Raw genomic sequence first — 24,678 nt, 5'->3', positions numbered from 1 at the left:
AGCTGGAATCGCTGTACTTGAAAGAAATAATAAACGATAATCGTTAAAATTATTTGCCAAGGTGACGATTTCCGCCCTCAGGAGACCTCTTTCTGGCTAAAAAGAGCGCACTCGAGGTGCTTTTTGGCCAGAAAAGCAAATCGGCTTTGCCGTTGTGCCGTCTTGCGGCGTAGTGTAGCATGGGGCGCACGCGGGGTAAACATCCCGAATGCCCCCAAATTGGGAAGGTGCGCAAAACCATGAACGCGAACACGCTGGTCTTTCGCGACGAGATAACTCCGGCAATCGATCTTATTGCGCAAATGCAAGAAAATCCCCTGCACTTGGCCTTAAGCGATGTGTCTATCGAGGAGCCGGGGCATCCCATCGAGGGCGAGAACTGGCGGCCGCAGCTGGCGCCCTATAAGCCCTGGGTCCACGATGCGGCGCTCGACGAAACCGATGAACTTGCCGGCACCGACGGCGACTTGCGCATTGTGGGGGCGCTGGGCATGGGCATAACCGATGAGGAGCGCATGGCTCTCATCGGGGACGCCGTACACGGGGAAGGGCCGGCGGCAGCGGAAGGAAAGGCCGCGGAACGCGAGGCCGTCCGCGCGCTGACGCCCCATGAGCTGTGGACGTTGGGTCAGACGCCGCGGTGGAACCCTGGGCAATCGCGGAACGAGGTTGCGTCGGCTGCGTCCGATACGGCCTTGTGTGAAACATCAGAATGCCGTGAAACACTCGATAATGATCTTTCGCATTCGAATACCTGCCGTGAAACACTTACAAAGTCGCGTGAAACAACGGGCGAGCGAGCGTACGGGTTGGTGGAAGGGCCGACAAAGGAGTTGGCGGAAGGGCCGGCGGAAGAGCTGGCGGAAGAGGCACTGAGGCACTTCGCCACCAACGTGCCGCTGACGGTGCGTCGTGATGGCGACGGCTTCGCGGTGTCGGCGATGCACCTGAGCGTGTTGGCCGAGCATGGGCTGCCGGCCGACAATCTGGTGGTCGTAGTGCCGTCTTCCGTTGATGGCGTACCGGTGAAGCGCATTGCCTCGGAGGCTTTCGCCCGACGCTACACGAGTGGCGCGCGGGTGCGCCTGTTGGTGGTGCCCGACACGGTAGAGGTGGTGGGTGCCCAGGCATTCGGGTCGGTATGCGCCGAGGCGGTCTATCTTGGTGCGGGGGTGCGCACCTACGATCCGGCGCCGCTGGATATGGCGTTGCCCAACCCGCGCCTGAGGTGCCGCCAATACCTAGCGAGTGCGGCCAACGAGCGCTTTGCCGTGCAGGATGGCTGCCTGCTGGAGAAGATGGGCGAGGTGCCCGCGAGCGCGCCGGGCGCGCAGTCTGGCGCCGCCGGCCAGGGCACTGGCGCCCCCGGCCAGGATGCTGACGGCTCCTGGCGGCTGCTGTTCGCGGGAGCTCCCTACGAGGAGCGCCTTGCTATCCCCCAGGGCGTGCGCGTGGTGGGCCCCGCGGCTTTCGCCAAGGGCTGTCCTCCACCACGGGTGCTGGATGCGCCCGACACCTTGGAGCGTGTGGACGGAACCGTGCATCCCGAGACCATCTGGCGAGGCAGCGCCCCAGCCGCCCTAGCCCGCATCGTGCAGCGCTGCGGTGGCCGTGTGACCGATTTCAGCGCCCTCGAGCAGGACGACTGCTGGTACGACTTCGCCGATGGCGAGGCGCGGCTCGTGGCCGGACCTCCTGCGCCCGACTCGGTGTCGCGGCGCTTCTCGTCGGCGGCTCACGCTCGGGCTCACGACGAGGCCACCCTCTCGCCCCGCGAGATTGCCGCCGAGGCCGCAGCGGCCATGGTGGCCCCGGTGCCGGTGACCGATCGCTTGGCGCTGCCCCGCGAGGTGGGCGGCCTTCCGCTGACGACCATTGCCGAGCGGGCTCTCATCACGGCGCCGGCCACGCTCGCTGTTCCCGACACGGTGCGCGCCATCGGCGACGGCAATGCCTGCAAGGGCACGCGCAAGCTCATGCTGCCCGAGGGTCTGCGCTCCATCGGCGCCCACTGCTTCTGCTCGCGCAGCCTCGCAGGCCCCGTGCTTATTCCCGCCAACGTCACGAGCATCGGCGAGGGCAGCTTCGAGTACGCGGTGGTGCGTCTGGCGGCGGCCGATGCGGTGGTGCACATCACCTCTGACCAGCTGCTCAGCTGCTTTACGGAAACGGCCATCGACGGCGTCCCCTTCGACTTCGAGCGCTACGACAGCCAGCTCATAGCCGGCCGCGGCTTGCCCTATCACCTGGGCGCGCTGCTGCATCGCGTGGCGGCGCCCTTCCACTTGGCGCCTGAGATGCGTGCCCGCATCGTGGACGTCCTGCGTGAGCGCGCGGCCGATGCGGTGGCCGCTGTGGCTCGCGAGGGCGATATCTCCTGCGTGCGCGCCCTGGCCGAGGCGGGCTTCCTCGATGACGCGCAGCTGTTCGACCGCCAGATCGAGCGCTTGCGGGCGAGCAACCGCACCGACTGCGTGCTCTTCCTCATGAACTGGCAGCACGACCGCGCCGAGGCCGTGCGCGCTGCTGCCCCGAAGCGCGCCCGCGACCGCTTCGCACTGTAAGGGGACTTGGGGTCGCGGCTTTGTGCACAAGGCGAAGGGGCGCGGCTGCGCGGATGGAGAGAGGTGCGGGCGCTCGACTTGCTAGACTTCGCGCTCGAACAGGTCGAGCAGTTCCTGGCGGGTGCTGACGGCGCATTTGCGGTAGATGTGCTTGACGTGGGTTTTCACCGTGCCGGTGGTGACGAACAGCGCATCGGCGATATAGGGGAGGCTCCGACCGCGCACCAGGTATTCCAGCACCTCGGCCTCGCGTTTGGTCAGCTTGAAGCGCTCCGAGAAGACGGCGGCGCGCTCCTCCTCACTGGGAGGTGGTGTCTGGCGGTCAGGCGCGTCCGGCGCCTCCGCTACCGCAAGATCGTCCGAGACGGCGCTCGCTTTCGTATTCACCACCACGCAGAACAGCAAAAGCACGCCGACGGCGCAGGCAATCTCGAAAGGCGCGAGCGCCCCGCCGACGAGGTAGTAGAACTGCTTGCCCAGAATGTTGCCCGCCAGCACCACCGCCGAGATGAGCCCCTGGCCCACGCTGAACGAGAGCAGCGGCGCCAGGCCCTCGCGCTGGGTGCTTCGCGTGACGAGCACATACACGAGCACCTGCAGGAACATGGCGCACCCCTGCACGAGCGCGCCTCCCATGGGAATGCCCGCGCCACCCAGCGCGAGGATGATCAGCAGTCCCGCCACGGCGAAGGTAACGGTTGTGCGATAGAGGCTCAGCGCCGAGAAACCGTGCTTCTCGAGCGTGAAGGGTACCAGCGCCAGCACGGCGATGATGAAGCAGACGGCCACGCCGCCGGCGAACAGGCTGGCGGCCTGCTCGTAGGTGGTGCCCATAATAGCGGAGGAAATGAAGTTGCCGATGAGCGCGGCGAGGATGATGGGGGCCATCGACTTCCAGGGGAGTAGGCGTGCCTCCCAGCTCCCGGCGATGATCTCGCCGGGCATCGCATCGGGGGCGATCGTCGTTTTCGAGGGGAAGACGTCGGACGACATATGGTGGCGCCGAGCGGCCTCGTCGGTTCGCAGCCCCATGGAGACAACGGGCAGCGCGGCGACAGCAATCACTGCGGCAGGGCCCGCTTCCACATGGGAAACAACTAGGTAGAGCACGTAGGCGAAGAGGAACGACAAGATGATGACGCCCGGAGCGTCGCGGAAATCGAGGGAGTAGCGGGCGCCCCAGGCGGCGCCACACAGCGTGCCCGCCACGCCGGTGACCACGCCAACCAGAATAACGAGCGCCAGCATATGCCGGGCCAGCAGCCAGGGAAGCGCGATGGTCGCCGCCCCCATGACGACCGCGGCGATGATAAGAGCTGCCGGCCCCAGGGCCACCATGCGCCGCCGAGATCCCACGACCAGGGAGAGCGCGGTGACAATGACGGCGGCTTGGGATGCGAAATAGCCGTATTCGAGGCCGACGCTCGACGACGCATCGGGGACGGAGATGAGCACGGGGCTGAGATAGCATAGAAAGCCCCAGGCCCACAGCGCGCCCGATCCTGCAATGGCCTCGAGGGCCGATCCCCGCCGCGTCCTCTTCGCCCGATGCGCTTTTGGCTTTGCCGACGGCTCCGCTGGCCGCTGGCCCTGCGCCCTCTCGCTTGATCCCGCCATGCTTCCTCCCTTGCTTGCACGGGAACATCCTATCGCACTAATGAGGTAAAGAGGGGAGGAACTTGCAGTAATACAGTGCTTCTGAACAGCGGGAATGCAAAAATCTCCCGTTTCGGAAGATGCGATTTCCCGCAGCGGATGCCACACTTGCGGCTCATGAGGTCCACGCGTTTGAGAGACCGCGGCCCGGCCGATGCGGTTGCCGGGGGACCCTGAGTCATTGGAGGGAGTACCTATGGAAAACGAGAAGAACACGACGCAAGCCAATCTGTCGGAAGCCCGGCGCGGTGTGAGCCGCCGCGGCTTCCTGTCGGGCGCCGCCCTGGCCGCCGGCGCTGCTGCCGTGGCCGGGCTTTCCGGTTGCGCGCCGCAGGCATCGGGCGAGGCCGCGGGCGATGCGGCGGGAGCCGCAGCCGGCGATGCCATGGCCGCCACCGGCGCCATGCAGACCACCGACCCCTCGAAGGCCGTGTGGCCTGTGGTAGAGGAAGTGGAAGTGGGATCGGCAGGCGAGGGCGAGATCGCCTTCGTGGCCGAGCCCATCGCGGCTGACGAGATCACCGCTACCCACGATGTGGACGTGGTGGTGTGCGGCCTGGGCCCCGCGGGCGACGCGGCGGCGCTCTCCTGCGCCGAGCAGGGGTTGAAGGTGGTGGCCGTGGAGAAGCAGAACCGCGGCAACTACAACTCCGCCACTATCGGCGGCACCAACTCCAAGCTGCACGAGCACTGGGGCATGACCTACGACACCGATGCGTGGATCGCCGACGCCATGATCGACAACGCCTTCCAGGGCGACATGACGCTGTTCAAGCACTTCCTGGAGAAGAACGGCGAGGCGGTGGACTGGTACATCAGCCACTTCGACAACCAGAACCTGGACGATTACCCGCTCACCTTCGCCGCCGGCGACTTCCCCGACTTCCGCGACGAGTGGGACAAGACCTCCCTGTCGCGCTCGTGGAACACGTCGCTGAATCTGCCGTACCCGCCGGGCGAGCTGGCCGACATTCTAGCGGGCATTCTGACCGAGGCCGGGGTGGAGATCCGCTTCAACACGCCGGCTTGCCAGCTGGTGACCGACGACGCCGGCAAGGTGACGGGCGTTATCGTGAAGGGCGAGGGCGGCTACGAGCAGTACAACTGCGCCAAGGGCGTGGTGCTCGCCACGGGCGGCTACGAGTTCAACCAGCAGATGCTCAAGGAGCGCTGCCGTCCGCGCGGCGTGCCGGGGGCGTGGCTCACGGGCGCGTTCGGCAACACCGGCGACGGCCTGCAGATGGGCGTGGCCGTGGGCGCCGCCGAGGACGAGTTCCCGCAGCCGATCATGCTCGACCCCGAGCAGCTTATGCCCTACCTGCGCGTGAACAAGCTCGGCCGCCGCTTCACGCCCGAGTACGAGCCCTACGGGCATCTGGCCATGGCCATTCAGGCCCAGCCCGGCACCTACGACTTCTACGTGGTCGATAGCGCCATCGGCGAGAAGATCGATAAGATCTGGACGCCGAGCTCGTCGTGCTACGGTCCCAAGGAGGTGTGGGTCGGCGCCGCCACGAGCGAGAACGCCCTGAAGGCCGACACGCTGGAGGAGTTGGCCGAGCTCATGGAGGTTCCCGCTGACGAGTTCGTGGCCACTATCAACCGCTGGAACGAGATGGCCGCCGCCGGCAAGGACGAGGACTTCAACTTCCCCGGCGAGATGATGATGACCATCGACACGCCGCCGTTCTACGCCACCAAGGAGTATGCCGACGGCTTGTGCACCGCGGGCGGCCTGCTGGTGGACACGGCCTGCCGCGTGCTCGATCGCGATCGCCAGCCCATCGAGGGCCTGTTCGCGGCCGGTATTGTGTCGGGCGGCATGTTCTACAACACCTACCCGCACAATCTGAACTGCCTCTCGCATACCCGCAACTGCCTGATGGGCTACACCATCGGTCAGGTGCTCGGCGGCAAGGAAGCCTAAGCGCCTCTCGAAGGCGGGGCGCTCTCCCTCCCCTGAGCCCCGCCGCTCCCAGGCCCGCGCCACACCCAAGGCGCGGGCTTTTTTGATGGAAGGGCGTTGTGTGTACAAGTGTTGCCCCACAAGCTATTGACAATCGAACTTTTGTGGGGCAACATTCACGACATGAGCGAGACAAATATCATAAGGGATACCCTTGCTGAGGAATTGGCGAGAAACGAGCGGTCTCAGTCTGCTTACGCCCGCGAGATCGCAGCGCTTCCCCGGGGCAGCGTCGCGGTGAAGATGCGCCGGGGGCGCCCCTACTGCTACCTGAAGTTTCGTGACGGCGATAAGGTGGTTACCGAATATGTGGGCTCCGAGGGCAAAGTGGGCGATGAGCTTCGCCGTAAGGTGGAACGCCGGAGATCGCTAGAGGCTGTTCTCAGGCGGTTGAAGCGTGAGCATGCTTTTATCGAGAAGGCGCTGGGGAGGAATCGTGAGGCATGAAGACATATTCTGGGATTTGGTGCGCACCCTGAAAGCTGCCCACTTGCTGCCCTATGTAATGATCGTCGGCAGCTGGGCGGAATACCTCTACACATTTTACTTTGACGATGACTATCTTCCGAACTTAAAATCCCACGACATCGATGTTCTTTATGGCAACCCCTACTTTGAGGTCGATGGCAGTGAATGCCTGGGGGCTGAAATGGAGCAGGCGGGCTTTCTTGCCCCGACCGAGGGCGGCTGTTTGCGGGCGTTTTACAAGGAAGGTATCGAGGTAGAATTCCTGACGAGCCAGCTTGGATCGGGGCCGGGCCTCGCAAGAATTCCAAACACCGAGGTGGTTGCCGAGAAGCTTGCTAACATGGATATGTTGAGGCCCATGTTCGTTGCGGCGAAGGGCTATGACATAAAAGTGCCCACTCCCGCCTCCTATCTTTGTCACAAGCTCTATATCAATAAAGATAGGAGACCTGCATCTAAGAGGCCGAAGGATATTGAGGCGGTACGGCTTCTCCTGGCTTACCTTCAGGGGAAGCCGTCTGAGCTCGAAGCGTTGCGAACATATATTGGGTCGCTTTCGCAGGAGAGGCAACAGCGAATTCGCAAAACCGCAAGCGAGAACATGTTGGAGCTTCCGTAGCTGGTTTGAGTTTGGGATTAGCCCAAGGCGGGTAGGGCTGGACATGAGCATGTCGAACACGGTGGATTGCGCACTCTCCCTTGGGGCGACCGCTAATCCAGCTTCAAGCTGCTTGTGGGGAAGCGAAGGGCGCGGACGGCGGGGATGGCCAGGATGAGGGTTGCTGCGGCCAGGGAGGCGAAGCCGGCGGGGGTGGTGGCCACGTAGGTGGCGGGGAAGTCGCCGCCGATGAGCACGGGGCCGGCAAAGTAGATGATGTCGAATACCGCGTGCAGCGCGATGACGAGGGGTAGCGTGCCGCCCCGGAAGAGTAGGGCGGCCAGCACGATGCCGAAGGCGAGGGCCTCCAAAAACTTCAGGGCAAGCGACGCGGCGACCACCTCGGCGGCCGGGGCGCCCTCGATGCCGATGGGCAGCCCGTGCAAGGCGGCGAACACGGCGGCCGTCACGACGATGGTGGCCTTGGGGCCACATGCGCGCCGCACCGCGCGCAAGAGCAGGCCACGGAAGACGAGCTCTTCCACCACGGCCACGAGCACGCAGGTTCCCACGAGGTAGAGCCACTGCGGGCAGGCGGCGACCCCGAGTGCGCCAGCCGCCCCAGCCCCGAGTGCGTCGCTGGCCGTCATCCCCGCTGCCGCTGCGCCGCCCGCGCCACCCGCGTCGGCCACGGGCAGCTCGGGCAGCACTAGCACCGCGGCCGCCAGCGCGGCGAGCACCACGCAGGCCGACGCCATCACAAGGTAGCGCCGCTGCGCTTGCAGCGTCTTTTCCGGTATGTTTGCCCTTTCCGTCATGGCCCCATGGTAGCAAGCGCAGCTGCGCCTGTCCCCCGCGTTCCGCCCGCGCGTCATGCCCCGTCGCGAAACGGCGGTCTACCGGCTCTCGGGGTCGAAGCTCTCCACGAGCTCGATGAGCTCCTGGCGCTTGTGGATGCCGAGCTTCACGTAAATGCGCTTGGAATGGGTGCGCACGGTGTTCTCCGACACGAACAGCAGCTCGGCGATGTGGGCCACGGTGTTGCCGCGGGCGATGAGTTCGGCCACCTCGGCCTCGCGCGCCGACAGCCCGAAGCTCTCGCGCACCGCTGCTATCTGCTTCGAGAAGCGATCGCGGTAGGTGGCGGCCTCTGCCTCGTGTGCGTCGCGGGATGGGGCGGCGCCCTCTCTGCGGAGGGGCTCGCCTGTTCCGAGGCGCAGGCGGCTCTCGCGGGGCGTGCGGCCCCTCTCCTCCGTCTCCTGAACGCAGTTCGCCTCGCCCTCGACCGCTGCCTTCCCCAGCTCGGCCTCTTCTCGTGTGCCCGTCCGGCAGCTCGCCGCCGCTCCGCGTTCCTCGCGTCGACGCAGCGCCAAAAGCTCGATCTCGTCGGGAGCACCTGTGGCCAGGGCGCGGCGGAAGCCTCCCTGGCCGACGAAGTACATGATGCCCAGCAGATACAGCGCCCCGATGGTGATGAGGGCGAGCGGTGACAACCCCCCGAGCGGCAAATCGCCCCACGGCAGCGACTCGATGAGGCGGCCGCCGATGAAGCCCACGTCGTGCAGGCCGTACATGATGCCGCCGAAGGCGCCGTAGATGAACACCGGGTTGATGCCGCCGTCGCGCGACACCTGGGCGCACTGGATCATCATGAGCATGATGGCCACCGACCACAGCGCGTACAGACCCGCCGCCAGAGCGCCGGCGTATCCCGGCCCCAGCAGCGGCAGCAGCAGAAACGCCGTGGTCACCACGGGGAAGAACAGCCGATAGCTTGTGGCCACGTTGATGCGCAGGCTCTTACGGGACCACACGGCGAGCAGCGCCACGGCTGCCGCGCACGAGGCCGCCATGGAAAGCGCGTTCACGACGGTGCCCACGGCCGGGTCTCCCACGGCCAGCGACCGCATGACGCCGGTGCAGAACCCCAGGGTACCGAGGCTGAGCGCGGTGCGCCAGATGGTGGACAGCACGTGGCGGTAGGTGCGCGGGTGCTCGCGCGGCGCGTCCTGGAACATGGGCTGGTCGCGGTCGATGGTACGGCTCTTCAACACCACGGCCAGGCCGAACAGCGGCAGGAACACGCAGGGAATGAGGTAGGCCGTCACCGCCACGGGAATGAGGTACAGCGCGAAGTACAGCACCGCCGCCCAGGCCGTGCCGGCGATGAGATTGCCCATGCCCTCGCGCGCATCCTGGCTGGCGAACAGCCGCTGCCACAGCATGTAGAAGCCGGCCGACCCCACGCCGAGCAGCGCTCCTCCCGCGCCCGCCAGAGGCACCGCGATGCCGCGCGCGTACATGGCGCCGATGAGCAGGCACCAGCCACCCATGTAGGGCACCGCCACGGCCTTCACCATGAAGTGCCGTGTCTCGGCGGGGAAGAAATAGGTGCCGGCGGCGCTGGCTAGGAAGGTGAGGGTAAAGGCCAGCGACTCGGCGCCGAAGAACCACAGCATCACCTCGGGGGTTTGGAAAGAGAGCGGCAGGAACGGGAACACGCCGCCCCACACGCTGGCGGCGTTGATGGCCAGGAACAGCCCATAGCCGAGCGAGGCCGTATTCGGCCGCAGCAGGCTGAGCAATGCCGATGCCCTCACAGGATTCCCCCTCCCTTTTCGTCTCTGCTTAGTATAGCGCCCTGCGTGGTCGCGCGCTTTGCAGAGCGGGGAAACAGGTGACGCATCCCAAGGCTATGAACAGGCATAACGCGAAATTCACACGGAGTATGTGACACGCTTTCCGCCCACAGCGGGCTATGATGCAGCCCGTCGGCGAGGCCGAGGAGACCCCCGCCGACCGTTCCGCCGACGCTCTGTCGGGCGTTGCCGGAATGCTCCATACTGTTTCGAGAGAAGAGAGGGAGGGACCATGACGAATACGAAGGAGCTTTCGTTGTCCCGTCGCACGTTCATGAAAGGCTCGGCGCTCGCTGGCCTCGGCGCTGCCGCCGTCGGCACGGCCGGTCTGTTCGGTTGCGCGCCTGCCGCCGACACCGGCGCCGATGCCGAACTGGCCGACACCGCCCCGGCCGAGGAGAAGATCTGCTGGGGTCATTGCTCGGTGAACTGCGAGACCCGCTGCGCGCTGCGCTTCCACGTGGTGGACGACGAGGTGAAGTGGGTGGAAACCGACAACACCGGCAACGACGAGTACGGCGACCACCAGCTGCGCGCCTGCCAGCGCGGACGCTCCATTCGCCGTTGGCTCAACCATCCCGACCGCCTGAACACGCCCATGAAGCGCGTGGGCAAGCGCGGCGAGGGCAAGTTCGAGGAGATCAGCTGGGACGAGGCCATCGACACCATTGCCAGCGAGTATCAGCGCATCCTAGGCACCTACGGCCCCGAATCGGTGTATGTGCAGTATGCGTCGGGGGTGAACGCCGGCAACATCGGCGGCTTCCTCAACCGCCTGGTGAACATGAACGGCGGCTGCCTCGGGCGCTACGGCTCCTACAGCTCTGCCCAGATCTCCCAGGCGCTGCCCTTCCTCTACGGCGGGCGCGCGGCCAACGGCAATTCGGATGTGGCCAACTCCAAGCTGGTGGTGCTCTTCGGCGACAACAGCTGCGAGACGAAGATGTCTGGTGGCGGCCCCACCTATCACTACATGCAGGGCCTGGAGAAGTCGGGCGCGAAGGTGATCGTCATCGATCCGCGCTACACCGATACGGCCGCCGTCCACGCCGACCAGTGGATCGCCATTCGCCCCGGTACCGATGCGGCACTCGTGGACGCCTGCGCCTACGTGATGATCACCGAGGATTTGGTGGATCACGACTTCCTGAGCACCTACTGCATCGGCTACGACGACGCTACCATGCCCGAGGAGCTGCGCGGCACGGGTGCCTCCTATGTGGACTACATCACCGGCAAGGGCGTCGATGCCACGCCCAAGACGCCCGAATGGGCCGCCTCCATCACGCTCGTGCCCGCCGCCACCATCGAGGAGCTCGCACGTGAGATTGCCACGGCCAAGCCCTGCGCCATCTACCAGGGAAAAGGCCCCCAGCGTCGCGGCAACGGAGAGCAGACGGCCCGTGCCATCTGCATGCTCGCGGTGCTGACGGGCAACGTGGGCATCAACGGTGGTAACACCGGCAGCGATCTGGACGGCTACTACATGCCCGCCTGGTTCGGCGTGCCGGCCGAGGACAATCCGGTGGAAGTGTCCATCGCCTCGTTCACCTGGACTGATGCGGTCGACCACGGCGAGCAGATGACAGCCGTGCGCGACGGCGTGCGCGGTGCCGACAAACTCTCGGTGCCCATCAAGATGATCTGGAACTACGCCGGAAACTGCATGACCAACCAGCATGGCGACATCAACCACGCCCACGAGGTGCTCTCCGACGAGTCGAAGTGCGAGTTCATCGTGCTGTGGGACACGTTCATGACCGACTCCGCGAAGTACGCCGACATCCTGCTGCCCGACCTTATGGCGGTAGAGCAGCCTAACATCATCCAGAGCGAGTACGCCGGCAATATGGCCTACTACATCGCCGGCGACGCCATCACCTCCCCGAAGTTCGAGCGGCGCACGCTGTACTCGGTGCTCACCGATGTGGCCGACCGGCTCGGCCAGAAGGATGCCTTCACTGAAGGGCTCGACGAGATGGGCTGGCTGCGTCGCATCTACGAGGAGCAGGCCCTTCCCGACGATCCGGACGCTCCCACCTTCGACGAAATGATGGAGCAGCATATCTATAAGAAGCAGTGCCCGGAGGGCGAGCACGTGGCCTTCAAGGACTTCCGCGACGACCCCGAGGCCAACCCGCTGGAGACGCCGTCGGGTAAGATCGAGATCTACTCCCAGGCCCTCATGGACACCGTGGCCGACTGGGAGCTGGCCGAAGGCGATCTCATCCATCCGCTGCCGGTGTACTGCCCCGAGGTGGAGGGCTACGCCGATCCGCTGGCCGAGAAGTACCCGCTGCAGTTGACGGGCTTCCATTTCAAGGGCCGCACCCATTCCTCCTACGGCTGCATTGAGGTGCTGAAGGCGGCAAACCCGCAGGAACTGTGGATGAACCCGCTCGATGCCGAGGAGCGCTCCATCGCCGATGGCGACACGGTGCGCGTGACCAACGATCGCGGCACCGTGGAGATTGTCGTGAAGGTGACTCCGCGCATCATCCCGGGCACGGTGGCCATGGGCCAGGGCGCATGGCACGACGCCGATATGAGCGGTGACAAAGTGGACCGCGGCGGCTGCATCAACACGCTGACGTCCCACCGCCCGTCGCCTTACGCGAAGGCCAACCCGCAGCATACCAACCTCGTCGAAGTGGCCCGCGCCTAAGCGCGTTGTGAACGGAGGAGAGCTATTATGACCTACGGATTCTATTTCAACGGCACGCGCTGCACCGGCTGCAAGACCTGCGTGCTGGCCTGCAAGGACAAAAACGATCTGTCCGAGTCCATTAATTTCCGCAACGTGTACGAGTACGGCGGCGGCACGTGGACGAAGGGCGACGACGGCTGCTGGACGAACGACACCTTCGCCTATAGCGTGTCGGTGGCCTGCAACCATTGCGACATGCCCGTGTGCATGGCGAACTGCCCCCAAGGCGCCATCGAGAAAGACGCCGACACCGGAGAGGTGCGAAGCGACCCCGAGAAGTGCATTGGCTGCGGCACCTGCGCGAACGCGTGCCCCTACGGCGCGCCCAAGGTTGATACCGAGGCCATGAAGAGCGTGAAGTGCAATATGTGCGCTGACAAGGTGGCCGCCGGCGAGAAGCCGGTGTGCGTGGAGGCCTGCCCCCTGCGCGCACTAGACTTCGGCGAAATCGATGAGCTGCGGGCCGCCTACGGCGACGTGTCCGAGCTGGCCCCGTTGCCGGCTGCGAGCGAGACGAGCCCCAACTTGGTGATCACGCCGCCGGCGGCGGCCAAGCCAGCAGGCGACGCGACCGGGGCCGTGCTGAACCCACGCGAAATCATGTAGCGTTTCGCCAGAATACTGGCGGAGGGGAGGGTGGTCGCAAGGCCGCCCTCCGTGGTAGTATGCCGAGGTGAGGTGCCGCTCACAGTGGTCGAGGGGAATGCGGAAGGGAGGCGGCCATGCAGTACGGATTCCATTTCAACGGCACCCGGTGCACGGGCTGCAAGACCTGCATACTGGCCTGCAAGGACTTCCACGACCTGCCGTCTGACATCGCGTTTCGCCAGGTGTACGAGTACGGCGGCGGCACCTGGCGCCGGGCGGCCGACGGCACCGTCTCCCACGATACCTTCGCCTATCATCTGTCGGTAGCCTGCAACCACTGCGGGAACCCCGCCTGCGTGCGCGTGTGCCCTACCGGTGCCATGCACAAGGACGAGCGCGGGCTTGTGCGGGTGGATGCCGACCGCTGCATCGGCTGCGGTTACTGCGCACTGTCGTGTCCCTACCGCGCCCCGAAGGTCGACCGCGTGGCGGGTCGCTCGGCGAAGTGCGACGGCTGCGCCGAGCGCGTGGAAGCGGGGGCTGCCCCCGTCTGCGTGGAAGCGTGCCCCCTGCGTGCGCTCGATTTCGGGCCGGTGGATGAGCTGCGGGCCGCGTGGGGCACGGTAGCCGATGTGCCGCCGCTGCCGGCTGCGACGGCTACGGCGCCGAATCTGGTGGTGTCGCCGCCGCGCGTCTTCAAGAATGACCCCGAGCGAGTGCGCGCCGAAGGCCGTGTGCTGAACGCGCGGGAAATTGTATAGGAGTCTGTCATGACCTACTGTGCTGATGCCGCTTCTGCGACAACGAGGCCAGCTGCCGATCCTGCCACCGAGGAGGCCATCGCCTTCGCGGGTGCGGCCCTGGCTCCGTTCTTCCTGAACGATCCGCGCACCGGCGAGGCCCCCGATGCCTTCGCCGCCCTGGCCGACCTGGATGTGGACGCCGCCGCAGCCGAGTGGCCCTTCGCCTGCGAGGCCGAGGCGCGTGAGGCCCTTGGGCTCATGCGCGCCGGTTTGGCCGCAGGCGCCGACCATGACGATCTGGTCTGGGAGTACCGCCGTCTGTTCGTGGGGCCAGGCCATCTTCCCGCGCCGCCCTGGGGCTCGGTCTACACCGACCACGACTGCGTCATCTTCGGCGAGAGCACCCTGGCGCTGCGGGCCTGGATGCGCGCTCGGGGCATCCAGCGCCTCGGCGACGAGCGCACGCCGGAAGACCACATCGGCCTCATGCTGGCGCTGCTGGCCTTCCTCGCCGCCGAGCGCCCCGAACTGGCCGACGAGTACCTGCGCGACCACCTGCTCACCTGGGCGCCCCATTACTTGGAAGCGCTCGCCGAAGCGGCCGAGCATCCCTTCTACGAAGGCCTTGCCCGTCTGACTCGGGCGACGCTGCTCGGTATGCAGGAAGCGCGCGAGCTGACGGTGAGCGTGCCGCGTTTCTACCGCTAGGGGCGCTCTGTGACCGGCTTCTCCACCGCCTTCAGCGAGATTACCCTGGTGCTGTTCACCACCCTTGCCCCTTCGGGTGCGGTGGCCTACCTCCTCATGAGCCTGCCGGTGCTGCTCGGCCGGGCGACCGGAGATGCGGCGCGCCGCCTGAACCAGCTGACGTGCCTGCCGCTGGTCATTGCCATGGTGGGGCTCGTGGCCTCGGCAACGCATCTGGGCAACCCCTCGAATGCGCTCTATGTGTTCACCGGGGTGGGCCGCAGCCCACTTTCCACCGAGGTGGGATGTGCGGTGGCGTTTTTGGCGCTGGCGGGCATCTACTGGCTGTACTCGTTTGCCGAGCGGCCGCGCACGGGGCTGCAGCGCGGGCTGCTCGCGGCCATCGACGTTGCCATCGTCGCCTTCGTCGCGGCTGTGGCCTTCGCCTATCATGTGGACACCATCGTCACGTGGAGCTTACCCCTCGTGCCGGTGAGCCTCGGGCTGAACGCTCTCGTAGGAGGCCCGCTCATCGCGCTTGTGGGTTTCGCGCTGGCCCAATGGCCCGCATCACGCACCGCGCTGTGCGGCCTGGCCGCTGGAGCGCTCGTGGCGAATACGGTGGTGTACGCCGTGCTGGGCGCATGGCTGCAACCGTTGGCCAACGAGCTTGCGACCGTCGAGCAGCTCGTGCCAGCCTACCCGGCCTTCGTGGCGGCCTTCATCTTGTTGGGCGCGTGCGGCATTGCGCTGTCGTGGCGCGCGGCTGGCGAAGCGGCCGCCGCGCCCGCCGTTGCCGCAGAGCCCCGCCGTGTCGTGGGCCTCTCCGCCGGCGCCCTACTCGCACTCGCCGGCATCTTCGTCATGCGCTTCGTCTTCTACATGACCCACCTCACCGTCGGCCTGGGAGTATAGCGCGGAAGCTGCACTATCCCGTCCTGGCCGCCTAGCACGCCTCCGGGTCGAGCCGGTAGCCGATGCCCCAGACGGTCTCGATGATGCGCGGCTCGGTGGGATCGTCCTCGATCTTCGCCCGCAGCTTCTTGATGAACACGGTGATCGAGCTGGTCTCGCCCACGAACTCCGGGCCCCATGCCGCCTCCACCAGCTGCTCGCGAGAAAACACGGTGCCAGGGCTCGATGCCAGGGTGGCCAGGATCTTGAATTCCTTGGGTGTGAGTGCCACATGCTGGCCGCTCAGGCTGGCGCGGTGCTGGGCCATGTCGAGCTCCAGGCTTCCCACAGCGATGATGCCCGTCGCAGGCGCGCCACTGGTCGGACGCATGGCGGCGCGACGCAGGTGCGCCTCGATGTGCATCATCAGCTCTCGCGGGTCGAAGGGCTTCACCATGTAGTCGTCCCCGCCTGCTGCGAATCCGACGCCCTTGTCCACGATGTCGCCTTTGGCCGACAGGAAGATCACCGGCACCGTTACCCCGCGGGCGCGCAGCTCGCGGCAGGCGGCGAAGCCGTCCATCTTCGGCATCATCACATCCATGATGATGAGGTCGGGCGCCTCGCGGGCTACGACCGCCAGGGCCTCCGCACCGTTCTCAGCGTAGGCAAACGCGAGTCCCGCATCCTGCACCATATCGCGCACGAGCCGCTCGATGCGCGGCTCGTCATCGACAAGCAGAATCTTCGCTGCCATGGGTCTCCTCTCCTCTTCCATTCGCCTTTCTCGGGGCACAGCGCGCTACTCCTCGTCCTCTTCCGGCACGGGAACGGCGGGAATGCGCACGGTGAAGGTGCTACCCTCCTTCACGCGGCTCTCCACGGAGACGGCGCCCCCGTGCAGCTCGGTGAGGTCGCGCACCACCGCCAGCCCGAGTCCCGTGCCCCGGTAACGGCGGTTGGCCGACTGCCCTGCCTGCTTGTACAGGTCGAAAATCTCGTCCACCTCGTCGGACGCGATGCCCATGCCGTCGTCGCTGACCCGCATGACGATGACGCCGTGCTCGCAGTCGCCCTGCCGCTCGATGAAGCCGTCGGCATCGAAGGAGATGGCCAGCTTCACGAAGCCGTCGCGATGGGTGTATTTGACGGCGTTGTCCACGAGGTTCTCCAGCACGCGGCGCAGCTTCTCCCAATCGGCCATGGACAGCGGCACGTCGGGGGCCACCGTGCACGTAAGCGCCACGTCCTTGCCGGCGGCGATGGGGTCGAGCGCCTTCTTCACGAATTGCGCCACATCGACGAAGTCCACCGGCTCGGGCACCAGCTCGTCTTTCTGCGCGGCGTGCTTCGATATGACGAGGATGTTGTTCACCATGTTCAAGAGCAGCGTGGCGTTCGACTCTATCTCGGCCACGGCGTCGCGGGTCTTGGGCGCGAGGCTCGCATCGTCGTTCAGAATGCGCGCGTAGGCCAGGATGGAGGTGAGCGGCGTGCGCAGCTCGTGGCTCACGATGGCGAAGAACTCGTTTTTGTAGGCCACCTCCTCCCCAAGTCGGTCGAGGGCGCATTTCAGCTCGCGCTTCTGGTAGTTCAGCAGATCGTTGAGTAGCATGAGATCGTCGGTCTTGCTGCGCACCTGACCCTCCAGATCCTCGTAGAGGGCCTGCAGGTCGCGGGCCATGCGGTCGAACTCGCCCGACAACTCGGTCAGCTCGTCGGGGCCGCCCCATGTGCGCCGGACCGATGGCGCGATGCGGCCCGCGGGGCTTGTGCCGAGCGCTGCTGCGCCGTCTGCTGCGGCGGCCTTTCCGGTCGGCGCCAGGTAGCTGAAATCGCCCTCGCCCACCGATTTCGCCGCACGGCGCAGCTCGTCGAGGGGGCGCAGCACGAGCCGGCTCGTTACCGCGTACACGGCAGCGAAGGCGGCTACCATCACGAACAGCACCATGATCACCTGCTGCGCCACGCTGGAGCGGATGCCGTCGCCGTAGATGTCCATGGGTTCGGTAATGGACATGGCGCCGCCCACCTGGCCCACCTCCATGCCCTCCTTGGCGTACCCGTACTGGTCGGGTTCGCCTGCCGGGTCGCCGTGGCATTCCAGGCACGACTCGGTTACGTAGAGCGGTTCGGTGTAGCGGAACACCCGCGTCCCGTCGGCGGCCTCCTCCACGCGATAGAACGAGGCAAGGGCGGCATCGGCGTTGAATGCGTCGAGCGCTTCCTGCTCGAAGGCGTCGGGTGCGTTGGCGGCCTGACGCGGGGTATCGTTTGTGAAGCGGATGGAGTAGTCGGTCTCGGTGGTGAACAGCATGGAGATGGACTTCGCCGCCACCACGCACACGAGGTGCTTCGTGCGGAAGCTGCCGTCCTCGGCACGGTTGATGACGTTCTGGTTCATGTCGACGAAGTCCCATGCGGCGCGCATCTCGGCGGCGAGCACCTCGGCCTTCTCGCGGGCCTCGTTCTCGGCTTGGGCGGTTTGCAGCGAGAGGTTCCACGCGATGTCGACGCCCATGAGCGCCACCATGATAATGCCGATGGACACGGCGATCTTAAAGCGTATGCCAAAGCGAATCGATCGTTTGCCTGGTGCGTCCGACATGGCTCCCCCTCGTCGTCAACCTCTCTATTATGCCCGATGACAGCCCCTTTGGGCATCGTCGAGCGGGAAGGTAATTCTTTTTTAATATTTGCCCCGAATTCTTAATGAAAAGTTCCACGGAGCGCCATTGCAATGGCACGGGGGCGGCGGCAGAATACATGGCAGCGAGCGGGGTTTCGGCCGAGGAGGGCCGCCCCGGGCGCCGACCGGCAATGCGACCGGATGCGGCGCGGCTCGCGGAGGAGAACCGTATATGAGGGAGGAGAGTTCTATGACGAAGAACGTCGAATGCGCACGCGATCCCAAGATCAGCCGCCGCGCCTTCGTGGGCGCCGCCGCGGCCACCGCCGCCGTAGCGGGCCTGGCCGGCTGCGCGCCGGCCGGCGAGGGCGAGGGCGGCGCGCCCGCAGCCGAGGAGGGGCTGCCCGTGACCGGCGAGGATCCCTTCGCCGACGCGCAGGTGTTCTATTCCACCTGCCCGCCCGAGTGCCAGCACCACAATCTGAAGGGCTACGTGAAGGACGGCAAGCTCGTGAAGGTGGAGTCCTCCGAGCTGAACGACTGCGCCGCCTGCGCCCGCGGCATCGCTCGCGCCTACATGACCAACGACCCCGAGCGTCTCACCGTGCCGCTTCTGCGCGACGGCGACAAGGGAACGGGGAAGTTCAAGGAGATCACCTGGGATGAGGCCTTCGACCTCATCCAGGAGAAGTTCGACGACGCCATCGCCTCCGACGGCGTGGAGTCCATCTGCTACGTGACCGGCTCCGGCAACTTCGGCGCCATGCACGGCCCGGTGGCCACGGCCTTCTTCGCCCATTTGGGCGGCGCGTCCACTACGGTGGGCAGCCTCTGCTGCGCCGGCACCACGGCGGCCATCACGCCCATCTATGGCCAGCGCTTCCTGGACACGCGCAACCAGATCGAGAACTCCACCTATTGCATCATCTGGGGCAACAACCCGGCCATCTCGAAGCAGGGCTATTTCCAGCGCTTCGAGAAGGTGGTGGAAAACGGTGGCAAGCTCGTGGTGATCGACCCCATCTACACCGAGTCGGCGGCGAAGGCCACCGATCATATCGCCCCGTGGCCGGGCACCGACGCGGCCCTCGGCCTCGCCATGCTGAACACCATCATCAGCGAGAAGCTCTACGACGAGGAGTTCCTGCTCGCGCATACCTGTGCCCCTTGCCTGGTGGACAAGGCGGCTGGCGCGCCGGTGCTTTTGGATGCGGAAGATCCGGCATCCTTCGCTGTGCTCGACACGACCAGCGGCGAGGTGGTGCGCCACGATACCACCGGCATCACGGTGGCCCTCACGCTCGAGGGCACGCCCCAGGCCGAGCAGTACAACACCGAGTTCGAACTCATCGCGGCCAACGCGGCCCCGTGGACGACGGCGGCGGCCGAGGCCGAATGCGGCGTGCCGGCGGCCGACATCGAGCGCATCGCCCGCGAGTACGCCGGCGCCGAGCACGCCATGATCATCCAGAACATGGGCGGCTTCATGCGTACCGAGAACGGCACCTACGCCACGGCCGTGGGCGCGTACCTGGCGGCCTTCTGCGGCCAGGTGGGCCACATCGGCGACGGCGTGTCTGATGCCGGCGGCATGAACGAGGTGAAGACCGGCGCCCCCATTCCCGTGCCCGAGCTCGATCATAAGGTGCCGGCTATCCCGCGCTTCAAGTTCGGCGAGGCCGTGTTGGCCGAGGATCCGCTCAAGGTGAACGTACTGTGGTCCATGACCGGCAGCCCCATGACCCAGTGGCCCAACACCAACATGGTGCGCGAGGCCCTGAAGAAGATCCCCTTCGTCGTCACGGTGGAGCACTATCTCACCTCCACCGCCCTCTACTCCGATCTGGTGCTGCCCTGCACCGGCATGTTCGAGATGGAAGGTGTGCTGGCCAACGCCCGCTCCCACTGGGTGCAGCTCGTGGAGAAGGCCGTGGACGGCCCCGGCGAGTCGAAGAGCGACCTGGAGATCTTCACCGAGCTGGCCCGCCGCTACGGCTTCGGTGAGGCCTTCGACGTGCCCATGGACACGCTCATCTCCAACGTTATCGAGCCGACAGGCGTCACGCTTGAAGAATTGAAGGAGAAGAAGGCCGTCGACGTGGTGGGTCCCGACTACATCCCCTACAAGGACGGCGAGTTCCTCACCCCCTCCAAGAAGGCCGAGTTCTGGGTGGGTGCCTGGAAGGAGGAGGGCTTCGACCCCATCGCCACCTACGCCCGCTCCGAGGAGGACGCCCGCAACGACAACGAGCTGGCTCAGAAGTACCCGCTGTTCAGCGTGCAGCAGAAGACCTATCGCGGCGTGCATTCCACCTTCCATGCGCTGCCCTGGATGGACGAGGTGTGCGACACCGAGCCCCATATCCTCATGCACACCGACGACGCGGCGGCCCGCGGCATTGCCGACGGCGATGCGGTGGTGGTGTTCAACGACCGCGGTGAGCACCGTGGCGTGGCCCGCGTGAACGGCCTCATCAAGCAGGGCGTGATAGGCCTGCAGAACGGCTGGTGGGAGCAGCAGGGCGGCTCTTCCAGCCATGTGACCAACGACAAGTGGAAGACCCTCGGTGGCACCCACTGCTGCAACCAGACCCTCGTCGACGTGAAGAAGGAGGCGTAAACCATGGCCATCGGTTTCTGGATGAACAACAAGAACTGCTACGGATGCAAGACCTGCTCCATTGCCTGCAAGAGCGAGAAGCAGCTGGGTAACGGCGTGCTGCTGCGCGAGGTGACCGCGATCCGCCAGGACGAGCCGAAGGCGTTCTCCTTCATCTCCATGGCCTGCAACCACTGCGAGGAGCCGGCCTGCATGGAGATGTGCCCGGTGGGCGCCTACGTGAAGGCCGAGGACGGCACCGTGGTGCAGGATCACGGGAAGTGCATCGGCTGCCAGACCTGCGTGAGCGCCTGCCCCTACGGCGCGCCGTGCTACGATGAGGAGACGAGCACCACCTTCAAGTGCGACGGCTGCTACGACCGGCGCCAGCGCGGCGAGATGCCGGCCTGCGTGGCGGCGTGCCCCGGCGCGAACTTGGCGCTCGACGAGATGGAAGCCCTCGCCGGCACCCACGCGGCCGACATCGTGTCCGACGAGGCGGCGGGCACCAAGCCGAACTTCGTCATCACGGTGGATGCGGCCCTGACCGAGGAGCCCGACGACGCGGCCGTTGCCGCCGCAGCCGAGAAGGCCTAAGGCTCGAGAGTCTGAGTGCCTCCGGCTGGCGGCACCGGATTAGCCGGCCCCTCGACGAGCCCTCCCGCAAAGCGCCCCGAGCCCTTCGGCCCCGGGGCGCTTTTTCGTTGCCCGTGCCCCAGGGTTCGGGCTCGCGCTGTTGCCCGCGTCTCGGCGCTCCTGGGCTTACGCCGCTGTGCCCGCAGCTCAAGAGTTTGCCAGGCTCCTCACGCCTCCAGCAGTACCTTCCCGTCCAGGCTCTCGATGGTGGTGTGCAGCACGCGGCCGTTTTCCACGACCATCTTGGCGATGGTGCGGCCGAAGTCGCTGCGCGGGCGGAACACCGCGCCCGGACACATGTAGATGCTCGCGGGCCGCGCCTCGGGGCCGACCACCAACTCAGGCACATGGGTGTGCCCGTGCACGATGACGTCGGGGATGGGGTCTCCCGGCCCCAGGCCCCGCGAGGCGCCTCCGCGGTTCACGCGCACGTCGCCGGGCTTGTGTCCCACGAGGAACTTCACGCCGTCGAGCACCGGCCGTGCGAACGGGCCCACCTCGCTTCCGTATTCCGCGAAGTCGTTGTTGCCGAGCACTGCCGTCACGGGCGCGAGGGTTTCCAGCTCGCGCAGAATGGCCGGGCCGCCGATGTCGCCGGCATGGATGATATGGTCGCAGTCGGCCAGCGCCGCGTAGGCCTGGGGGCTTAAGGATCCGTGGGTGTCCGAGATAATGCCGATGCGCATGAGGTCCTCCTTGGCAGTGGGCGGCAGGGCGTCGCGTGGGCGGGCAAGCCGGGCGCGGAATAGCGAATTGGTGGCGCGGGCATCTGCGGCAAGGGCCGTCGCCGCGCTCTGCTATCATAGCCGTAACGGCCCAAGAAGGCCATTGCCCCCACGAGAACAGGAGCATCCATGGGTAAGAAGGACGTTGAGGCGCTGGACATCACCATCGAAGAGTTGCCGACGTACCTGCACACGAATCACGCGGTGTACATGGAGGTGGCCGACGGGCTGTACTACCTCACCGACGTGAACGACCAGTACTGGCGCGCCCAGGATACCAACCAGTTCAACGAGAAGGGCCACTACGTCGATTGCAGCCCGCTCGTGCCCACCATCGCCGAGTTCCTCGACCTGCCCTTCCACGACGGCAAGTCGGTGCGCGCCATGGCGGACGAGGCCACGTTCTACGCATCCGGCGACGGCAAGGACATGCCCGAGGACTTCTAGGGTTTTCTGCCACGCCCATTTTCCCTGGAAATACGTCCGTCTGCAAAGGTCGCCTCCGGCGGCCTTTGTGCTATGATGCCCAGCGAACTACCGAGGCCGCATGTGCGGCCGAACGAGAAGAGAAAGAAGGAACCATGGCAGAAGAATGCACCCACGAGTGCTCCAGCTGCGGTGTGTCCGGCTGCGGCGACCGCACCGCCGAGGCCGGCCCCTCCACCCTGGCGCCCAACAAGCGCTCCAACGTGAAGCACGTCATCGGCGTCGTGTCGGGCAAGGGCGGCGTGGGCAAGTCCCTCGTCACGAGCCTGCTCGCCTCCGAGATGAACAAGCGCGGTCATAAGGTGGCCATCCTGGACGCCGACATCACCGGCCCTTCCATTCCGAAGTCCTTCGGCGTGGATGCCCGCCTGACCGCCGACGCCGACGGCATCAACCCGGCGAAGTCCGCCAGCGGCATCGAGGTCATGTCTGTGAACCTCATGCTGCCCGAGGGCGACATGCCCGTGGCGTGGCGCGGCCCGGTGGTCACCGGCGCCATCAAGCAGTTCTGGCAGGAGGTGAACTGGGGCGATGTGGACTACATGTTCGTCGACATGCCTCCGGGAACCTCCGACGTGTTCCTCACCGTGTTCCAGTCGCTGCCCGTGGACGGCATCGTCACCGTGTCGGCTCCCCAGGAGCTGGTGGCCATGATCGTGGGCAAGGCCGTGAACCTGGCGAAGTCGCTCGAGGTGCCGGTGGTGGGCCTCGTGGAGAACATGGCCTACTTCAAGTGCGACGACTGCGGCAAGGAGCACCACATCTTCGGCGAGCCCCAGGGCGCGGCCGTGGCCGAGAAGTACGGCATCCCCGCGGTGGCCACCCTGCCGATGGATCCCTCCTTCGCCCGCCTGGTGGACGAGGGCCGCGTGGAGGCCTACAACGTGGAAGGCGCCCTGGACGGCATCATCGACGAGGTGGAGAAGGTCGCTGCGGCGTCCGAGGAGGCCGCGGAATAGGCACGGGAAATTTTTTCAAAAAAGTTCTTGCGTCGCCGAGCCGTTGTGTTAATATAGTCCTCGCACTTTTTCGGGGCCTTAGCTCAGCTGGGAGAGCGCATGGCTGGCAGCCATGAGGTCAGGGGTTCGATCCCCCTAGGCTCCACCATAGGAACATTAGCCGAACACCATGGCTCGGCTATTACGTGGCATGGCGCACGCTCGTCATAGTCGCAAAATACAAGAAGACCCCCTGATGCAGGGGGTCTTCCTTTTTCTGGTGTCTGGTGCAGCCTAGACCTTGAGCAGGTAGTCATCCGCAGCGGGGCCGCCTGTAGGCTTGCCGACCGCCACGTACCGCTTCTTGCCGGACGATGCGCCGGTGTAGCGTCCCCACACCCACCCATCGGCGATTTTGTACCAGTCATCCAGCACCACGGTCTGGCCCTTGGAGTAGCTGGCCACAACGTTGCCGCTGAGGCTCGGAGCATCGCGCACGTTCAGAGAGTTGACCTGGCAGCGGTACTTGCCGCCGAATCCCGTTCCGGTCTTCTCGGCCGAGGTTGATGCAGATGGGGCGGCAGGCTGAGCCGCAGGCTTCTGCGCGGTCTGAGAGGGCTGCGGATTGGTGGCCAAGATGCCGATGCCTGCGGCCTCCAAGATGGCATCGGCGATCTCGGTGGTTCGGGAATCGAAGATCGCGCGGTCCTCGGCGTTGGAGATAAAGCCGACCTCCGCGAGGCGGTAGTTGATTCCGCGATTGGCGGCGCGCTTCGGGTTGGCCAAGTCGGTGCGCTTCACGATGGTCTGCGAGCGCCCCGGCAGGATGGCGGCCAGCTTCGAGGCCAGCGCCTTGTCGAAGTCATCGGCATCGAACCCGCCGTAGATGATGACGTGCGCGCCTCGCGCGCTCTCCGCCGCCGAATCGCGGTGAAGTTCCAGCAGCATGGCGCCGCTCGGAAGGGTCAGGCTGTTGATGCCGCCGTCGGCGTACCAGTTGCGGGAGGTGTCCAGTACCTCTACGTCGGAGCCGCCGCGCTCCTTAATGATTTTCGCGAGGTAGCGGACGCGCTCCTCCTCGGTCTGCCCGCCGGCGCATGCGCCTGGGTCGCCAGCGCCGTGGCCGCAGATGATGTACAGCTTTGCCATATCGGC

The 24,678-nt window shown here is 65.9% G+C and carries 20 protein-coding genes and 1 tRNA gene; 14 read left to right on the top strand and 7 right to left on the bottom strand.

From position 1 onward, the window contains the following. The first annotated feature begins 239 nt into the window (after positions 1–239). Complete coding sequence (locus tag Q5064_RS01465; protein WP_302961655.1) at positions 240–2,564, top strand: hypothetical protein; 2,325 nt, start codon at positions 240–242, stop codon at positions 2,562–2,564. A gap of 81 nt (positions 2,565–2,645) precedes the next feature. On the opposite strand, the gene Q5064_RS01460 is transcribed toward Q5064_RS01465, so the two are convergent. Continuing rightward, positions 2,646–4,181 carry a helix-turn-helix transcriptional regulator gene (locus Q5064_RS01460; RefSeq protein WP_302961654.1) on the bottom strand — a complete coding sequence of 512 codons (1,536 nt, stop codon included), beginning with the start codon at positions 4,179–4,181 and terminating at the stop codon, positions 2,646–2,648. A 235-nt stretch (positions 4,182–4,416) separates the two neighbouring features. On the opposite strand from Q5064_RS01460, the gene Q5064_RS01455 reads away from it, so the two are divergent. The 3 genes from Q5064_RS01455 to Q5064_RS01445 all read left to right on the top strand — a co-directional run bounded on the left by Q5064_RS01455 (position 4,417) and on the right by Q5064_RS01445 (position 7,273). Next, a complete protein-coding gene (locus Q5064_RS01455; protein ID WP_302961653.1) occupies positions 4,417–6,147 on the top strand; it encodes an FAD-binding protein in 1,731 nt (576 codons plus the stop codon). A 162-nt stretch (positions 6,148–6,309) separates the two neighbouring features. Then, positions 6,310–6,633: a hypothetical protein gene (locus Q5064_RS01450; protein WP_302961652.1), complete on the top strand. Its 324-nt coding sequence runs from the start codon at positions 6,310–6,312 to the stop codon at positions 6,631–6,633. Then, positions 6,623–7,273: a GSU2403 family nucleotidyltransferase fold protein gene (locus tag Q5064_RS01445; protein ID WP_302961650.1), complete on the top strand. Its 651-nt coding sequence runs from the start codon at positions 6,623–6,625 to the stop codon at positions 7,271–7,273. Before Q5064_RS01450 ends, Q5064_RS01445 begins: the two co-directional genes overlap by 11 nt. Before the next feature lie 92 nt (positions 7,274–7,365). On the opposite strand, the gene Q5064_RS01440 is transcribed toward Q5064_RS01445, so the two are convergent. Together Q5064_RS01440 and Q5064_RS01435 are read right to left on the bottom strand one after the other, a co-directional pair. Then, entirely contained in the window at positions 7,366–8,070 is a 705-nt protein-coding gene (locus Q5064_RS01440; RefSeq protein ID WP_302961648.1) for a CPBP family intramembrane glutamic endopeptidase, read from the bottom strand. Between the two features lie 78 nt (positions 8,071–8,148). After that, a complete protein-coding gene (locus Q5064_RS01435) occupies positions 8,149–9,852 on the bottom strand; it encodes a LuxR family transcriptional regulator (RefSeq protein WP_302961645.1) in 1,704 nt (567 codons plus the stop codon). Between the two features lie 271 nt (positions 9,853–10,123). Between Q5064_RS01435 and Q5064_RS01430 the strand changes: the two genes are divergently transcribed. From Q5064_RS01430 to Q5064_RS01410, 5 genes are all read left to right on the top strand, one after another. Further along, the gene (locus Q5064_RS01430; RefSeq protein WP_302961644.1) at positions 10,124–12,556 is read left to right on the top strand and encodes a DMSO/selenate family reductase complex A subunit; all 2,433 of its coding nucleotides are present in this window, start codon (positions 10,124–10,126) and stop codon (positions 12,554–12,556) included. Positions 12,557–12,580: 24 nt separating this feature from the next. Continuing rightward, entirely contained in the window at positions 12,581–13,204 is a 624-nt protein-coding gene (locus Q5064_RS01425) for a DMSO/selenate family reductase complex B subunit (protein WP_302961689.1), read from the top strand. 116 nt (positions 13,205–13,320) lie between these two features. Then, on the top strand, positions 13,321–13,947 hold the full coding sequence (locus Q5064_RS01420; RefSeq protein WP_302961643.1) for a DMSO/selenate family reductase complex B subunit: 627 nt from the start codon (positions 13,321–13,323) through the stop codon (positions 13,945–13,947). 9 nt (positions 13,948–13,956) lie between these two features. Then, a complete protein-coding gene (gene dmsD / locus Q5064_RS01415) occupies positions 13,957–14,637 on the top strand; it encodes a Tat proofreading chaperone DmsD (RefSeq protein WP_302961641.1) in 681 nt (226 codons plus the stop codon). 9 nt (positions 14,638–14,646) lie between these two features. Continuing rightward, positions 14,647–15,531, top strand: a complete 885-nt coding sequence (locus Q5064_RS01410) for a DmsC/YnfH family molybdoenzyme membrane anchor subunit (RefSeq protein WP_302961639.1) — start codon at positions 14,647–14,649, stop codon at positions 15,529–15,531. Positions 15,532–15,562: 31 nt separating this feature from the next. Here the strand turns inward: Q5064_RS01410 and Q5064_RS01405 are convergent, their stop codons facing one another. After that, a complete protein-coding gene (locus Q5064_RS01405; protein ID WP_302961637.1) occupies positions 15,563–16,267 on the bottom strand; it encodes a response regulator transcription factor in 705 nt (234 codons plus the stop codon). Between the two features lie 45 nt (positions 16,268–16,312). Then, a complete protein-coding gene (locus Q5064_RS01400) occupies positions 16,313–18,061 on the bottom strand; it encodes a DUF3365 domain-containing protein (protein WP_302961636.1) in 1,749 nt (582 codons plus the stop codon). Between the two features lie 328 nt (positions 18,062–18,389). Here Q5064_RS01400 and Q5064_RS01395 point away from each other — a divergent pair, with 328 nt between their 5' ends. Then, positions 18,390–20,759, top strand: a complete 2,370-nt coding sequence (locus Q5064_RS01395) for a molybdopterin-dependent oxidoreductase (protein WP_302961635.1) — start codon at positions 18,390–18,392, stop codon at positions 20,757–20,759. Positions 20,760–20,762: 3 nt separating this feature from the next. Next, on the top strand, positions 20,763–21,335 hold the full coding sequence (locus tag Q5064_RS01390; protein ID WP_302961634.1) for a 4Fe-4S dicluster domain-containing protein: 573 nt from the start codon (positions 20,763–20,765) through the stop codon (positions 21,333–21,335). A gap of 206 nt (positions 21,336–21,541) precedes the next feature. On the opposite strand, the gene Q5064_RS01385 is transcribed toward Q5064_RS01390, so the two are convergent. Beyond that, positions 21,542–22,060, bottom strand: coding sequence for a metallophosphoesterase family protein (locus Q5064_RS01385; protein ID WP_302961633.1), 519 nt, complete (start codon positions 22,058–22,060; stop codon positions 21,542–21,544). A gap of 168 nt (positions 22,061–22,228) precedes the next feature. Between Q5064_RS01385 and Q5064_RS01380 the strand changes: the two genes are divergently transcribed. The 3 genes from Q5064_RS01380 to Q5064_RS01370 all read left to right on the top strand — a co-directional run bounded on the left by Q5064_RS01380 (position 22,229) and on the right by Q5064_RS01370 (position 23,692). After that, positions 22,229–22,546 carry a CDP-alcohol phosphatidyltransferase gene (locus tag Q5064_RS01380; protein WP_302961631.1) on the top strand — a complete coding sequence of 106 codons (318 nt, stop codon included), beginning with the start codon at positions 22,229–22,231 and terminating at the stop codon, positions 22,544–22,546. 134 nt (positions 22,547–22,680) lie between these two features. Next, positions 22,681–23,544 carry an Mrp/NBP35 family ATP-binding protein gene (locus tag Q5064_RS01375; RefSeq protein WP_302961628.1) on the top strand — a complete coding sequence of 288 codons (864 nt, stop codon included), beginning with the start codon at positions 22,681–22,683 and terminating at the stop codon, positions 23,542–23,544. Between the two features lie 72 nt (positions 23,545–23,616). Further along, a tRNA-Ala gene (locus Q5064_RS01370) sits at positions 23,617–23,692 on the top strand. Between the two features lie 125 nt (positions 23,693–23,817). Here the strand turns inward: Q5064_RS01370 and Q5064_RS01365 are convergent. Continuing rightward, the gene (locus Q5064_RS01365; protein ID WP_302961625.1) at positions 23,818–24,672 is read right to left on the bottom strand and encodes an N-acetylmuramoyl-L-alanine amidase; all 855 of its coding nucleotides are present in this window, start codon (positions 24,670–24,672) and stop codon (positions 23,818–23,820) included. Between the last annotated feature and the right edge of the window lie 6 nt (positions 24,673–24,678).

The sequence above is a fragment of the uncultured Adlercreutzia sp. genome (assembly GCF_958431955.1).
Lineage (GTDB): Bacteria > Actinomycetota > Coriobacteriia > Coriobacteriales > Eggerthellaceae > Adlercreutzia.
This window is presented reverse-complemented; position numbering and strand designations above follow the sequence as displayed.

Excerpts from the sequence above, each read along its gene's own strand:
- Q5064_RS01455 (WP_302961653.1), top strand. The coding sequence starts at position 4,417 with ATGGAAAACGAGAAGAACACGACGCAAGCCAATCTGTCGGAAGCCCGG.
- Q5064_RS01390 (WP_302961634.1), top strand. The coding sequence starts at position 20,763 with ATGGCCATCGGTTTCTGGATGAACAACAAGAACTGCTACGGATGCAAG.
- Q5064_RS01450 (WP_302961652.1), top strand. The coding sequence starts at position 6,310 with ATGAGCGAGACAAATATCATAAGGGATACCCTTGCTGAGGAATTGGCG.
- Q5064_RS01440 (WP_302961648.1), bottom strand. The coding sequence starts at position 8,070 with ATGACGGAAAGGGCAAACATACCGGAAAAGACGCTGCAAGCGCAGCGG.
- Q5064_RS01385 (WP_302961633.1), bottom strand. The coding sequence starts at position 22,060 with ATGCGCATCGGCATTATCTCGGACACCCACGGATCCTTAAGCCCCCAG.
- Q5064_RS01365 (WP_302961625.1), bottom strand. The coding sequence starts at position 24,672 with ATGGCAAAGCTGTACATCATCTGCGGCCACGGCGCTGGCGACCCAGGC.
- Q5064_RS01395 (WP_302961635.1), top strand. The coding sequence starts at position 18,390 with ATGACGAAGAACGTCGAATGCGCACGCGATCCCAAGATCAGCCGCCGC.
- Q5064_RS01465 (WP_302961655.1), top strand. The coding sequence starts at position 240 with ATGAACGCGAACACGCTGGTCTTTCGCGACGAGATAACTCCGGCAATC.
- Q5064_RS01380 (WP_302961631.1), top strand. The coding sequence starts at position 22,229 with ATGGGTAAGAAGGACGTTGAGGCGCTGGACATCACCATCGAAGAGTTG.
- Q5064_RS01405 (WP_302961637.1), bottom strand. The coding sequence starts at position 16,267 with ATGGCAGCGAAGATTCTGCTTGTCGATGACGAGCCGCGCATCGAGCGG.
- Q5064_RS01460 (WP_302961654.1), bottom strand. The coding sequence starts at position 4,181 with ATGGCGGGATCAAGCGAGAGGGCGCAGGGCCAGCGGCCAGCGGAGCCG.
- Q5064_RS01375 (WP_302961628.1), top strand. The coding sequence starts at position 22,681 with ATGGCAGAAGAATGCACCCACGAGTGCTCCAGCTGCGGTGTGTCCGGC.
- Q5064_RS01420 (WP_302961643.1), top strand. The coding sequence starts at position 13,321 with ATGCAGTACGGATTCCATTTCAACGGCACCCGGTGCACGGGCTGCAAG.
- Q5064_RS01430 (WP_302961644.1), top strand. The coding sequence starts at position 10,124 with ATGACGAATACGAAGGAGCTTTCGTTGTCCCGTCGCACGTTCATGAAA.
- dmsD (WP_302961641.1), top strand. The coding sequence starts at position 13,957 with ATGACCTACTGTGCTGATGCCGCTTCTGCGACAACGAGGCCAGCTGCC.